Here is a 13,831-nt window from a genome sequence, read left to right as displayed (position 1 = left end):
ATGGACTATATAAAAGAAATATCACCCGAACAAGCCGTTATCCTCTGGCAGGAATCCCGGCTAAGTCTGTCAAGATGCTACGAAAAAGCCCCCGAAATTCTGAAAGTACACGGCTCTGTCATCGGGACGCTGGGCAATTTCAGCGCATCCATCGGCAAAGCCAAGAGCAAGAAAACCTTCAATGTATCGGCTATCGTAGCCGCTGCATTGAAGAACAGTACCGTGTTACGATATGCGGCTGAACTGCCCGAGGAAAAGCGGAAAGTGCTTTATATAGATACGGAGCAAAGCCCCTACCACTGCCTGAAAGTGATGAAGCGGATTCTGCGGATGGCAGGATTGCCCGACGACAGGGACAGCGGTTATCTGGAGTTTCTCGCTTTGAGAAAATACACCCCGGAACAGCGCATCAGCATTGTAGAACAGGCTATCTACCACTCACCGGATATTGGGCTGGTCATCATAGACGGCATCCGGGATATGGTGTACGACATCAACAGCCCCGGTGAATCCACCCGCATCATATCCAAGCTGATGCAGTGGACGGACGACAGGCAGATTCATATCCATACGATACTGCATCAGAACAAGGGGGATGAGAACGCAAGAGGGCACATCGGTACGGAACTGAACAACAAGGCAGAAACAGTCCTGCTGGTGGAAAAGGACAAGGGGAACAGCGACATCAGCCATGTTTCCGCCATGCACATCCGGGCGATGGATTTCGAGCCTTTTGCATTCCGCATCAACGACCGAGCCCTGCCCGAACTTGCGGAAGGTTACAAGCCGGAAGTAAGGAAGCCGGGAAGACCCTCGGTGGAAAAGTTTGACCCTTACAAGGATATTTCAGAACCGCAGCACCGTGCCGCACTGGAAGCCGCTTTTGCACTGAAAGAGGAATACGGCTACAAGGAGCTGGAAGACACCTTAATCAAGACTTATCTGGCAGAGGGGGTTAGGCTGAATCACCAGAATGCAGTGGCACTTATCACCATGCTGCGCAACAAACGGATGATAGTACAGGAAAACGGCAGGAAGTATTCCTTCAAGCCCGATTACCACTATTAACCGGCTACATCGAAAATCACTTCACTTTATTCCCGTATCCTATATATACGACAATTTAGTGAAGTGATTTCAGAAACAGACTAATCGCTTCACTTTATTCCGGGGGGCTATATATTAGGAGTTTAGTGAAGTGATTGTACAGACCGCATAGTTTTAAGAGTTGCGGGCAAAAAAAGAAATAATCAAAGTACTCACTAAAAACGATTTCCTTATGAACATCGAGACTGCAAAACAAATCAATCTGGCTGACTACCTGCACAGCCTGGGTTATTCACCCGTCAAACAGCAGGGTATCAACCTCTGGTACAAATCTCCCTTGAGGGAAGAAACAGAGGCTTCCTTCAAAGTGAACACCGAACGCAACCAGTGGTACGACTTCGGTTTAGGGAAAGGGGGCGGTATCATTGAACTGGCTGCACACCTGTATGCTACCGACCATGTACCTTACCTGCTGGAGCGGATTGCGGAACAAACACCGCATGTACACCCGGTATCTTTCTCTTTTGGCAAGCAAGACTCTTTCGGTCCGAGCTTCCAGCAGCTGGAGATAGTACCGCTATCGTCTCCTGCCCTGCTTTCCTATTTACAAGGTAGAGGAATAAATCTGGAACTGGCAAAAAGAGAATGTAGTGAAGCCCGTTACACCCACAACGGCAAGCGTTACTTTGCCATCGCATTCCCTAACGGTTCGGGTGGGTTTGAGGTTCGTAACCCCTATTTCAAGGGCTGCATCGCCCCCAAGGAAATCTCCCACATCAGACAGGCGGGAAAAGCAAGGACTGCCTGCTATGTGTTCGAGGGTTTCATGGACTACCTTTCCTTTCTGACATTGAGACAGGAAAGCTGCCCGAATTATCCGGAATTGGACGGGCAGGACTACATTGTATTGAACTCCGTATCGAATATAAACAAGGCTCTCTATCCGTTGGGCAATTACGAACGCATCCACTGCTTTTTCGACAACGACCATGCAGGAATGGAAGCACTCCGGCAAATCCGCATGGAATACGGCAGAGACCGGTACATCCGGGACGCTTCGCAGATTTACAGCGGATGCAAGGACTTGAACGAATACTTACAGAAACAGATTGAAAGAAAAAGGCAGCTCCAGTCCGCCAAAGGGGTGCGCAGCCAATCACCGGAGAAGAAGAACGGCTTCCGGTTATAGCCCACTATAACTACACGCTCCGCTTTCGTAGTTGTGGGCTCTCCCGAGGGGATTAGGGCTTTGCCCTAATGACCCACTCAGGGCGTTTCACCCCTGAGAACCCCGAGCAAAGAGTGACCCTCTCTTTGCAATCTCCGCTTATGGGTTACCCCTAAGAACCCCTCTACGAAAGCGAGCAGAATAATCAATTGCAAACAAAAAAAAGAAGCTATGGCAACAAAATCAAGCATACATATCAAGCCTTGCAACATCGCATCGAGCGAGGCGCACAACCGAAGGACTGCCGAGTATATGCGTAATATCGGGGAGTCCAGAATCTATGTCGTTCCCGAACTTTCCACCGATAACGAACAGTGGATAAATCCCGACTTCGGCACTCCCGAACTGCGGACGCACTATGACAATATCAAGCGGATGGTCAAGGAAAAGACCGGACGTGCCATGCAGGAAAAGGAAAGGGAACGCAAGGGAAAGAATGGAAAGATTATCAAGGTGGCGGGATGTTCACCCATCCGTGAAGGAGTATTGCTTATCAGACCGGACACCACACTGGCTGATGTACGCAAATTCGGTGAAGAGTGTCAAAGACGCTGGGGCATCACTCCGCTACAGATTTTCCTGCACAAAGACGAAGGGCATTGGCTGAACGGTCAGCCGGAAGCGGAAGACAAAGAGTGCTTCCAAGTCGGTAACAGATGGTTCAAGCCGAACTATCATGCCCATATCGTTTTCGACTGGATGAACCACGAAACCGGGAAGAGCCGAAAGCTCAATGACGAGGATATGGCAACTATGCAGACCCTTGCTTCCGATATTCTCCTGATGGAACGTGGGCAGGCAAAAGCTGTTACAGGTAAAGAGCATTTGGAACGGAACGATTTTATCATTGAGAAACAGAAAGCCGAACTGCAACGTATAGAGGAAACCAAGCGACACAAGGAGCAACAGGTAAGCCTCGCCGAGCAGGAACTCAAACAGGTAAAAGCAGAGATACGTACGGACAAACTCAAAAGTGCAGCTACCGATGTAGCCACAGCCATAACCAGCAGTGTAGGTTCTCTTTTCGGAAGCGGTAAATTAAAAGATTTGGAACAATCTAACGAGAATTTACGTCATGAAATTGCCAAACGTGACAAGAGCATTGATGAATTAAAAGCCAAGATGCAGCAAATGCAGGAACAGCACGGCAAACAGATTCGTAATATACAGGGAATACATAATCAAGAGCTTGAAGCTAAAGACAAGGAAATATCACGATTGAATACCATTCTCGAAAAAGCATTATGCTGGTTCCCATTGCTCAAAGAAATGCTGAGAATGGAAAAATTATGCTATGTCACTGGTTTTACCAAGGGGATGGTTGATTCTCTTTTATACAAAAGGGAAGCTCTCAGATGTAGTGGAAAAATCTATTCCGAAGAATATAGACAGAGATTTGAAACAAAAAATGTAATTTTCAAAATTGAACGAAGCCCGATCAATAAGAATAAATTGATGCTGACTATAAACCAACAGCCAATCAGCGAATGGTTCAAGGAACAATGGGAGAAGTTACAGCAGCATCTGCGTAACTCAGTGCAGAAAGAACAAAAATCCAAAGGATTCAGAATGTAATCTGATAGTATTTGATTGGATTTCAATAAAATTGACTATCTTTGCAAGCGGATGGAGGTAACTCTGTCCAGACATATTAGAATTTTGAAGAAGCGTTATGCTTATCTTGTAAGTTAGAAACCTGAGAAACTTCGAACGTAGTACAAGGATAGCATAGTGGTTCTCACGCTATAGCGTGGGCTGCTATCACCATATCTGTACTACAAGGTTTTCTCAGGACCTCTAACTTAGGACGTGGGCATTTGCAGTTCCACGCTTCGTGGTTTAAACTAAAGGGTACTCAAGGAAGCTGCAAGACCCAATTCTCTTTTATTATGGAAATTATTTTTATTGGAATTGCCGTTATCTTAGGAATTTGGCTTCTATTTCATGCGGCTATATATTTATGGGTTTTATTCGAGGAATATGTTCTTCCTATACTCATATTTTGTGGAGTTGGCTCATTTTTCTTTTGGTTGATATTTTGGATATTTGGCATAAAAGAAATCTTTGGCATTTCTACCATGATTATAGGTGCTGTTATCGGTTTTATTCTATGGATATGGATAACTTTTTTTGGCGACAATGGGGGACATAGCGATTATGAACATGAAGATATGGATCATGACATGCCGATTCATGTAAAAATAGACAATTAATAACCCAATAAAAAAGAGTAAATATGAAAAAGTTTTGCTATTCGATTATCGGCTTATTTGTAATAGTTTTAGTAAGCAGTTGTAGTAATGGAAGTAAAGTGTTACAATCGCCTGAAGATGCCGTACGCGAAAGGTATGGGCTGCCGTGGCAAACAGAAGAAGAATATGAAGCCGCTTGCAAGTCTAACAGAAAGTTCCAAGGGCTTACACCCTTTACAGAGCTTCAAGAATGGTCGAAATATTATTATGAAGAAGATGCCGTATTCGAAGAAAAAGTCAAACAGTACGACATGATAAACAATACGCTTCAAAAACTGGCATTCGGGGTGATGTATAACAAGGGCAATGATGAAAACGCAATGAAAAAACTACTCATAGAATCAGGCTATGGCGATAATGAAGAACAATGCAAAGCCCTTATCGAAGGATTGAAAAAAGACGGATTCCTAATGAAAGAGCTGAATGAAATGCGCTTAGCGCACAGAAAGCGTATCATGGCAGAGATAACCCCTCTGTGCGAGTCTCTAAATGATGAAGGGATTGCGTTTCAGGCAGAAAACAGAGAAGGGATAGAAAACAATGTCATCAAAGAAGCGTATGTTACTGCGAAACCAAAGGACTATGAAATACAACCGGGACAATGTCCCTTTAATTTCTATATCAAGGCATCAATGCTGAAAGACGTCTATGTGAGTAGTTGTTCGATATATAATAAGACATTTCTAATGCATGAAGACGGAGAAGATTTTATATCGGGCATAATAGGCTTTGAAGACTTGAGATTGTTTCCATTTATCACAGGAAAGTTAGTTACATTTAGGTATTTCTAATATTAAAACCAAGAAACAATGAATATTAAGACATTTACTATTATCGCTATAGCATCATTTGCCGTTTTGTCAGTTACCGCATGCGGTGGGAAACAAAAAGCATCAATCGAAACCGAACAAACAGAAGAAACTTCAAAGACAGAAGTTATAGTGAGTGACAATAAACTTTTTATTAACTCTGATTTGTATAACATGTCGGAAGAAAAAGTGATATTCAATGCGCACGGCAGACTAGATCCTGACAACCCATCCTTTGGTACAGACCACATAGACCATTATCGCACTTTATTCGTTAAAGAAAATGGCGGATTGACCGTTGGCTATGTAGTTAAGACAACGAGAGGAATCACCCTGCAAACCGGGAAGACTTTCTATTTTTACAATGACTTATGTTTGAAGGAAAGAACAAGGGATCTTTACAATATTGTTGGGATGGTGAAAAACAATGGAGTCTTGATACCAATGAAAATCACAATTGACGGAGAGGACAACCGCATCATGCTGGAATGTAAAGGAGATGAGACGCTTACATTCGTTCCGCTTCGTGGTGATGATTCCGAAATTGAATATACGGTTCAAGCACTAAAAGATTATTGCTACAAGAACAAACTTACTATCCATGCTGTACCTTATCTGGAATTTACAAATTAAACAACCCTAATATAGCGAAATTCACTCTTTTAGTGAAATTGGGTAGTATAATTCCACAATGGTAAAAACAAAAGAGTCGTATCATTACTCATAAACGAGCTTGATACGACTCTTCTATTTAATTAGGTAACTACAATTCAAGAAGGTTGTTCTATTGGTTTATCAAAAATAACTAATTCGTCAAATAGAAGACATAATCATAAATAGCCCAATCTTTATATTTATAAATACCTTCTATCGGGAACTGTAATTTGCATTTCTTTTGGGCAGTTGAAAGTATAAGAGAAACATCGTCATCCGTAACTGTTAAGCCTTCAGGAAAAGCTAATGTAATATCAGTTATACAGCCATTTAAATCCGAATACAAAAAAATATTCATCCAACCTTTTACACCTTGAGACTTATATTTATTACAAATTTCATCTAAAAAAACTGATCCTTGCAAAATTACCGGAGGTGCATATAAACTTTCTTCTGCAAATGAGAAATTTCGGATAGACTCAGCTTTTTTCTCACTTGTATTTGTAGATACATACACATTGTTACCGATACTTTTTCTTTCAAATATTGACTGCGCAACAGTATATTGAAATGCAAGAAAAGCAAATAAAAAAAACAATATCTTTTTCATAACAGTAAATTTAATAAAGTTTGAGTAATGAATTAATGCATGATGTACCATAGTCGTAATTGCCAAACTTATATCCTTTTCCACTATATCCTCTACTATATTCTCCAAAAATATTGCTCCACTTTACGAATTCATTAATATCTATAGATGTAGGCTTCCCATTTGCACATATAGAAGCAACATACGTTTGAAATTCTCTTTCATATTGAGGTATTAAAGAAGGGTCAGTCAAGCCCGAAGTCCATAACGATTGATATGAAGGGTCACCATCTTCACCTTTAAAAGTCCAAGAATACCCAGCATGAATATATCTAATAATACCTTGATAAAAGGCTAATTCAAATTCCATCATACCTGTATCTCTTTTTTCCTTATCAGTATCTACTTTTTTACCCTGAACATCTCTTTGATACATGTGAATAAACTCATGTTCCATGCTGCTGGCTAAGATACCATAAGGAGGAAAAGCTAAACTTCCTTTTCTAAAATATGCCGACGCATATGTGTCATCCAAAAAGATAGTTCCAGCATAAGAAGTCTTATTGCGTACTGCTTCATCTATATTTCTATAGCAATTTATACTGGTCATTTTTGCATAAGCATCATTAACTTCTTTAATTTCAGCAGAAGTTAATGTCGGAGCTCCTCCTGTAAATAACGATGCCAAATTAGCGTTTAAGGCAGTTGAAACTGAACGGGTGCTTGGTTCAACATTACCTATAAATTCATCAACCTCATTAGTACAAGAAGACCAACATAGCCCAACGCATGTAAGTAAATACAAAATTTTCTTTTCCATAAGAGATCTGATTTTTAAGGTTATTACAAAACAGGAAGACTGTCACTATTTATAAGCAACTAATCATCCATGTTAATATATTTTTAAATAACAATTTTAGAAAAACAACTTAAATCGCTTACAGAAAGGATTAGATTATTTAATACTTTAAAATTTCAAAGGGGATGGAATGGAGTAACAAAATCGGGGTATTCACAAAAACTCAAGGTACAAAACAACAAGCAATACAGAAAACACCATTAGTTTTCATGATATACTTACCGCTCATCAAAAGTGGACCTGGGGAGAATCGAACTCCCGTCCAAACGAGGAAACCATATGCTTTCTACATGCTTATCTTTGCCTTCGGTTTTCGAGCATAAGCAAGACCAAAGCCACCAACCTATGCCTTATCTCCTAATATTTCGTAAGAGCTATGGAGAAGAACTCAAACTATCCCCGATTTTGCTGTGCCGCTTTATCAAACGCTTCGGAGCAAGAGCTTTTGAGCGACATCTCGTTTCCACCACTTTGGCAGAAATAAAGCTAATCTACTATACTTCGATTAAGCAGCGAGAGCATAATTTTCGTTGCCAGATAAAATTTTGATAACTGAGATTTAAGTGGAAATTACCGACCCACTGCATGCTTACATACCATTCCAACTCGCTGTCAATTCCAGTCAAGCCCAAAATGATATTTCAAAGTTACGTATTTATTTGATAAGAACAAACAAAACAGCAAAAAATATAATAGAATACCACAAGGCATCATAATAGTTAAATTATTTAAGACTTGTAGGTAGTGCTTGATATAAAGAATGATAATCAGACTATCACTTTTTATTTTAGGGTGTATTTCGGGGTGTAAATCCTGTAACAATCTGATTATCAATCTTATTTGTGGAGCTGGAGGGAGTCGAACCCTCGTCCAAACGAGGAAGCCATACGCTTTCTACATGCTTATCTTCGCCTAAATTTTCGAGTATAAGCAGGACCGAAGCCACCAACTTATACCTTATCCTCTAAATTTTCGTAAGAGACACGAGACGGATCTCTAACTATTCCCGATTTTACTGCACCACTTGATCAAACGCTTCGGAACAAGAGCTTTTGAGTGATGTCTCGTTTCCACCACTTTGGCAGAAATAAAGCTAATCTACTATGATTCGATTAAGCAGCAAGAGCATAATTTTCGTTGCCAGATAAAATTTTGAAAACTGGGATTATAGTGCCAATCAACCACGCACTGCATGCTTACATACCACTTAGCCACGCTGTCAAATCCAGTCAACCCCGTACTGGTAACTCATAAAAAGATTACAAATATACACACACTTCTGTTAATATCCAATTATTTATTCATTTATTTATAGCATTTTAATGAGAACAATGTATCTTTGAAAATAATTTTTCTAATCCTAACAGATCAGACAATATGAACAAAAAATTAATGGTATTGTGTATGAGCAGTATGATACTGGGAGGCTGTATACCCTCTCCCAAGAAACAAACGGAAGCAATTACAGTTGAAGAAAATCCGAATATGATGTATATGTTGGTAGGCAGTTATGCAACTCCGGAGGAAGAAGGTATCAAGGTTTATAACTTTGATGAACAAAATGGCAACTCACAATATATCAGCGGAATAAAAGGAATATCCAACCCATCTTTCCTCATTCCTTCGGCTGATGGAGAAAGAATATATGCTGTAGGGGAGGATTCCGGAAAAAGTTCTACCGCCAATGCCATCAAATTCGATAAAGAACAAAAGAAACTAACTTTGCTTAATTCTCAACCCACTGACGGCGGTGCACCTTGTTATATAACTCTCAGCCCGTCGGAAAAATTTGTCCTGACAGCAAATTATATGGGAGGTAGCATTACCGTTTTCCCACTAGATAAAGACGGCAAATTAAAATCCGAAACACGCCTTATTTCCTTTACAGGAAATAGTCTTGACAAAGAGAGACAAACACAGCCACATTTACATTGTATAGAATTCACTCCAGACCATAAATATCTACTTGCCAGTGATTTAGGAACAGACCAGATTCATGTATTTCCTGTTAGTGAGAATGTAACTGATGGTGTATCCCATTCCTTGCTGAATGAATCCGAAGAATTTAATATAAAAGTAGAATCAGGATCAGGACCACGCCACATTTGTTTCCATCCGAACCAAAAATTCGCTTATCTGATTAATGAAATCTCAGGAAAAGTTATAGCTTTCTCTTACGACAAAGGAAAATTAAACGCCATACAATATATAGAAGCTGACACAGTGGGTGCCAAAGGTAGCGGAGATATTCACATTTCACCTGATGGAAAATTTCTATATGCATCCAACCGCTTAAAAGCAGACGGTATCGCTATTTTCTCCATAAATCAGGAAGAAGGAACATTAACAAAGACAGGTTATCAGCTGACTGGTATCCATCCACGTAATTTTATTATCAGCCGGAACGGACGATACCTGTTAGTGGCCTGCAGAGACAGCAACTCCATACAAGTATTTGAAAGAGATTCCCAAACAGGACTACTGAAAGACACAGGCAAAACAATAAAAACCAATAAACCTGTATGCCTGAAGTTTACCTTTTAAACAGGAAACATTGTTTTTAATAAAATAAACTGCTGCTTTCGTTGTATGTATTGGAAAGCAGCAGTTTATTTTATCAAAAACAAAACGAATCTTTATACATAAGTTTCCAAGAACTTAACATGACCTTCCACAGTCACTTTCACCTCTTTTGTTGTGGCAGGGAAAAGGATAGATTCACCGGCTTGCAATTCCAATGAGTTACCATCCCCATCAGTTACCGTACATGTACCTTCCATGCAAATATAAATTACAAATGAATCAAGTTCACTATAATCTATCGTCATATTTTCAGTCAAATCATAAACAGAAGTAGTGAAATACGGACAGGTAACCAACTCGACAGATTCATTCTGTTTCGGAGTATAATGAGTACGATAATCCTCTTCTACAGAATAATCTATGGCATCTTTTGACAATTCTGTATGCAACTCACGAGTATTGCCATTTTTATCCTTACGATTGAAATCATAAATTCGATAAGTCACATTCGAGGTCTGCTGAATCTCAGCAATAAAGCATCCGGCTCCAATACTATGGATACGTCCTGCAGGCAAGAAAAACACATCACCCGGTTGTACGGCATAATCAGCCAATGCATCACAAATAGTATTATCAGCAATCATTGCAGCATATTCATCGGGAGTAATTTTTTTACTTAATCCCGAACGCAGATGTGCTTTCCCCCCGGCATTGTCAATAACATACCACATTTCGGTCTTGCCCATCGAATTATGACGCTTCTTTGCCAGTTCATCATCTGGATGCACTTGTATAGAGAGATCGTCACAAGCATCAATGAATTTGATCAACAAGGGAAAATTATCGCCAAAACGCTGATAATTACTATCTCCTACCAAAGAACCTTTATATTCTTTTACCAACTGGCTCAAATTTTTGCCGGCTTCAGTTCCATTAGCAACAACAGACTCATCGCCTGGGACATTAGAAATTTCCCAACTTTCGCCAACCTGAGGCTGTTCAATATTCAGATGTTTGAACGGGATAATCTTTTCTCCACCCCAAATGGTGGATTTCAGAATGGGGTTAAATTTAAATGGATACATAGGTGTATTAATTAATAGTTTCTAGGTTTGGATACAAAAATAAGGGAATTCTATGACTTTACCGCATAGAATCCCCTAAAATTAACAGCTATGTGTGTATATTCAAAGGTGTATTAGTAGTCTGTATTATTAGGATCGAAATTAGTCCAGCCATCCAACCAATTATCATCTGTTCCAAACGCTCCGATATATTCTACTGTCTCAAAACCGCTGCTCAACAGTGCGTCATTAAATGAAGCGGCTGTCAACACAGGGCTATCTGCATCCGGCATATAATTAACACCGAAGCACCAAACAAATTATTATCCATATCCAGATATGTCTTATATAGTTCACTGTTCCTAACATAGCCAAAGTACGTCCGCTACTATCCACCCAGCAACGGCTGAAATTCATATTCAGGCTAAGATCTACCAAGGGCCTACGATCTTTAACGGTCCAGTCATTGTTTAACCCATTATTTAATAAATCATAGCCATTGTTCATCGGACTAAGCACAACATTGATTCCACCCTTCAAGCTACAAAAGCCATTATCGAAACCTAGAAAATCTGTGCCACTTCCTTTATTATACAGATTTTTTTTTAAATGAGTCTGATCATTTAAACTAGTTCCAACCGAAATAGTAAACAAATTACTGCTAGGAACATCTTTGGTATTCACTAAAATAAAACCACCACTGAAATCAGCCGGATATTCCAGTGCAGGCGATTTCACTACCAACATATTATCCAACTGCGACGATGGAATAATATCGAAAGAGAAAGCACGCGCATCGGCTTCAGAACTAGGTACGGCACTATTATAAATCCACACATTATTATACCGTTGTGAAAACCCACGTACCATAACGAATTTCTCCTCAATCATACTGATACCCGGTACACGGCAAATCACTTCCGAAGCATCTTTATCTTGCGTCTTGGTAATCTGCTGGGCAGAAGCTCCCGTTTGCATAACCAAGCTGGTACGTTGTTGGGTAATAATAGCATTCTCCGTATTCTTTTTAGCATCCGCTACAACCACAACTTCTCCTAATTGTTGATGATCCTGTTCTAGTTCTACTTTTATTTCGAACATACCGTTTATTGTAACCTCAACAGTCTGTGTACAATAAGACACATAAGATATAATAAGCTTGTACGTTCCATTTCTTAATCCCGCAAGTTAGAAATTACCATCCACATCAGTAATAGTTCCTGTATTTGTACCACTTAACTGTACAGCAGCACCAATAAGTGGCTCTTTAGTCGCTTCATCTGTTACAGTTCCTCTCAAAGCAGCCGCCTGTACGGTCAATACCAACATCAAGAGAATTATCATAAGGCTAATGCCTTTCATCTGAGCTTTCATCATACTTTTACCTTGTTATTTTTCCGATGACAAAGATCAGATAAAAGCATTACATGTATAATACATCTGCATGATGCTCCTTTTGCGTATTTATTTCAATGATGTTTCATTGCATTTTGTTGAAAAAGCTCCTACCTTTACAAATAAATTGTAAAATAGAAAAAGAATATGAGAAGTTTTGCATCTGACAATAATTCAAGTGTACATCCCCGCATCATGGAAGCGTTAATGAAGGCCAATAACGGACATGCACTTGGCTATGGAGATGATCCATGGACAGAAGAAGCCGCCCACAAAGTGAAAGAACAATTTTCACGTCCATGTGAAGCACTGTTTGTTTTTAATGGCACAGGCAGTAATACTATGGCGCTGCAAATAATGACCCGTCCTTACCATATTATCTTCTGTGCCGACACAGCTCACATTGCTGTAGATGAATGTGGTGCCCCCAGTAAAGCAACTGGCTGTTTCATGCGCACAATTCCTACTCCGGATGGCAAACTGACTCCGGAATTACTAAAACCATTTATGGTTAACTTTGGTATAGAGCACCATTCTCAGCCCGGAGCAATTTACCTAAGTCAATGTAGTGAATTGGGAACAATTTATAAACCAGAAGAAATATGCGCATTGACAGAATTTGCACACCGGCATGGACTGTTTGTGCATATGGACGGTGCCCGTATCTCTAATGCCGCGGCAGCATTGGGAATGAGTCTTGATGATATATCAGGAGCTTGCGGAGTTGATACATTGACTTTGGGAGGAACAAAGAACGGACTGATGGGAGCCGAATGTGTAGTGATTTTCAATCAGGATTTGATAAAGGAAGCACGTTATGCCAGAAAACAATCTTGCCAATTGGCCAGCAAAATGCGTTATATCTCTTGCCAGTTCACAGCCTTCCTTGAAGATAACCTATGGTTAACATGCGCACAACATGCCAACGCAATGGCGCAACGCTTGTACAAGAAACTTTCCACAATGCCTGATATAAAGTTTACCCAAACAGTGGAGAGCAACCAATTATTCTTCATCATGCCGCGTGAAAAAGAAGATAAGCTACAAGAATATTATCATTTCTACTTTTGGAACGAAACCATAGGAGAAATGAGACTTGTTACCTCTTTCGATACAACAGAAGAAGATGTCGACAAACTGATAGCTTGCATAAAGACTCTATAATCATCTCCGGTTCTCTATCAGGGCAGGCCTTCAGACCTGCCTGTTCTATTTCCAGTCCCTATTCCAAGGCATAAGTACCCGGCGAGGGTTTCCGGAACCGCCCCTGCCGGAGAAAAGACATGGCGGAGCCTTCCGGACAGTTCCGTGGGAAACGTATCCACACCCACGGGGAAAAAACGGTAGAGGTCACATTTCACACGTGCGGATACAAAAAAAGCCTCCGGAACTTCTTCAAGTCCGGAGGCTT

Annotated in this window: 13 protein-coding genes, 2 other RNA genes and 1 pseudogene; 8 read left to right on the top strand and 8 right to left on the bottom strand. The window is 40.4% G+C overall.

All coding sequences use genetic code 11. The features are described from left to right. The 6 genes from AB5062_RS11095 to AB5062_RS11070 all read left to right on the top strand — a co-directional run bounded on the left by AB5062_RS11095 (position 1) and on the right by AB5062_RS11070 (position 5,969). Positions 1-1,068 (top strand): AAA family ATPase, encoded by a 1,068-nt coding sequence (locus tag AB5062_RS11095; protein WP_005654519.1) that lies wholly within the window; start codon positions 1-3, stop codon positions 1,066-1,068. A gap of 211 nt (positions 1,069-1,279) precedes the next feature. Further along, the gene (locus tag AB5062_RS11090) at positions 1,280-2,236 is read left to right on the top strand and encodes a toprim domain-containing protein (protein ID WP_117808953.1); all 957 of its coding nucleotides are present in this window, start codon (positions 1,280-1,282) and stop codon (positions 2,234-2,236) included. 210 nt (positions 2,237-2,446) lie between these two features. Then, complete coding sequence (locus tag AB5062_RS11085; protein WP_005654510.1) at positions 2,447-3,850, top strand: hypothetical protein; 1,404 nt, start codon at positions 2,447-2,449, stop codon at positions 3,848-3,850. 314 nt (positions 3,851-4,164) lie between these two features. Beyond that, complete coding sequence (locus tag AB5062_RS11080; protein WP_005654503.1) at positions 4,165-4,488, top strand: hypothetical protein; 324 nt, start codon at positions 4,165-4,167, stop codon at positions 4,486-4,488. Positions 4,489-4,511: 23 nt separating this feature from the next. Further along, positions 4,512-5,318 carry a hypothetical protein gene (locus AB5062_RS11075; protein ID WP_005654501.1) on the top strand — a complete coding sequence of 269 codons (807 nt, stop codon included), beginning with the start codon at positions 4,512-4,514 and terminating at the stop codon, positions 5,316-5,318. 18 nt (positions 5,319-5,336) lie between these two features. Further along, positions 5,337-5,969 carry a hypothetical protein gene (locus tag AB5062_RS11070; RefSeq protein WP_005654499.1) on the top strand — a complete coding sequence of 211 codons (633 nt, stop codon included), beginning with the start codon at positions 5,337-5,339 and terminating at the stop codon, positions 5,967-5,969. A 172-nt stretch (positions 5,970-6,141) separates the two neighbouring features. On the opposite strand, the gene AB5062_RS11065 is transcribed toward AB5062_RS11070, so the two are convergent. From AB5062_RS11065 to ssrA (AB5062_RS11050), 4 genes are all read right to left on the bottom strand, one after another. Continuing rightward, positions 6,142-6,600, bottom strand: a complete 459-nt coding sequence (locus AB5062_RS11065; RefSeq protein WP_005654497.1) for a hypothetical protein — start codon at positions 6,598-6,600, stop codon at positions 6,142-6,144. A gap of 10 nt (positions 6,601-6,610) precedes the next feature. Next, on the bottom strand, positions 6,611-7,399 hold the full coding sequence (locus AB5062_RS11060; protein ID WP_005654492.1) for a hypothetical protein: 789 nt from the start codon (positions 7,397-7,399) through the stop codon (positions 6,611-6,613). Positions 7,400-7,670: 271 nt separating this feature from the next. Beyond that, positions 7,671-8,068: a transfer-messenger RNA gene (gene ssrA, locus AB5062_RS11055) on the bottom strand. 210 nt (positions 8,069-8,278) lie between these two features. Further along, positions 8,279-8,675, bottom strand: a transfer-messenger RNA (tmRNA) gene (ssrA, locus tag AB5062_RS11050). Positions 8,676-8,815: 140 nt separating this feature from the next. Here ssrA (AB5062_RS11050) and AB5062_RS11045 point away from each other — a divergent pair. Then, positions 8,816-9,982, top strand: a complete 1,167-nt coding sequence (locus AB5062_RS11045; RefSeq protein ID WP_022508350.1) for a lactonase family protein — start codon at positions 8,816-8,818, stop codon at positions 9,980-9,982. A gap of 92 nt (positions 9,983-10,074) precedes the next feature. On the opposite strand, the gene AB5062_RS11040 is transcribed toward AB5062_RS11045, so the two are convergent. The 3 genes and pseudogenes from AB5062_RS11040 to AB5062_RS11030 form a co-directional block, all read right to left on the bottom strand. Beyond that, positions 10,075-11,046, bottom strand: coding sequence for a type I phosphomannose isomerase catalytic subunit (locus tag AB5062_RS11040; protein WP_016271028.1), 972 nt, complete (start codon positions 11,044-11,046; stop codon positions 10,075-10,077). A gap of 113 nt (positions 11,047-11,159) precedes the next feature. Next, positions 11,160-11,318, bottom strand: a complete 159-nt coding sequence (locus tag AB5062_RS11035; RefSeq protein WP_005849418.1) for a hypothetical protein — start codon at positions 11,316-11,318, stop codon at positions 11,160-11,162. A 14-nt stretch (positions 11,319-11,332) separates the two neighbouring features. After that, positions 11,333-12,402: pseudogene (locus tag AB5062_RS11030) on the bottom strand (carboxypeptidase-like regulatory domain-containing protein); the annotation flags it as partial. Between the two features lie 165 nt (positions 12,403-12,567). Here AB5062_RS11030 and AB5062_RS11025 point away from each other — a divergent pair. Continuing rightward, positions 12,568-13,584: a low specificity L-threonine aldolase gene (locus tag AB5062_RS11025; protein ID WP_022508352.1), complete on the top strand. Its 1,017-nt coding sequence runs from the start codon at positions 12,568-12,570 to the stop codon at positions 13,582-13,584. Positions 13,585-13,601: 17 nt separating this feature from the next. Here the strand turns inward: AB5062_RS11025 and AB5062_RS11020 are convergent. After that, positions 13,602-13,831, bottom strand: a 230-nt coding sequence (locus AB5062_RS11020; protein WP_368331263.1) for a hypothetical protein, incomplete at its 5' end; no start/stop codon positions are given.

The sequence above is a fragment of the Phocaeicola sp. RTP21359st1_B8_RTP21360_211022 genome, assembly GCF_040911965.1.
Classification (GTDB): Bacteria; Bacteroidota; Bacteroidia; order Bacteroidales; family Bacteroidaceae; genus Phocaeicola; species Phocaeicola vulgatus.
The sequence above is the reverse complement of the archived record's forward strand: the minus strand, read 5'-3'. Positions and strand labels throughout refer to the sequence as shown.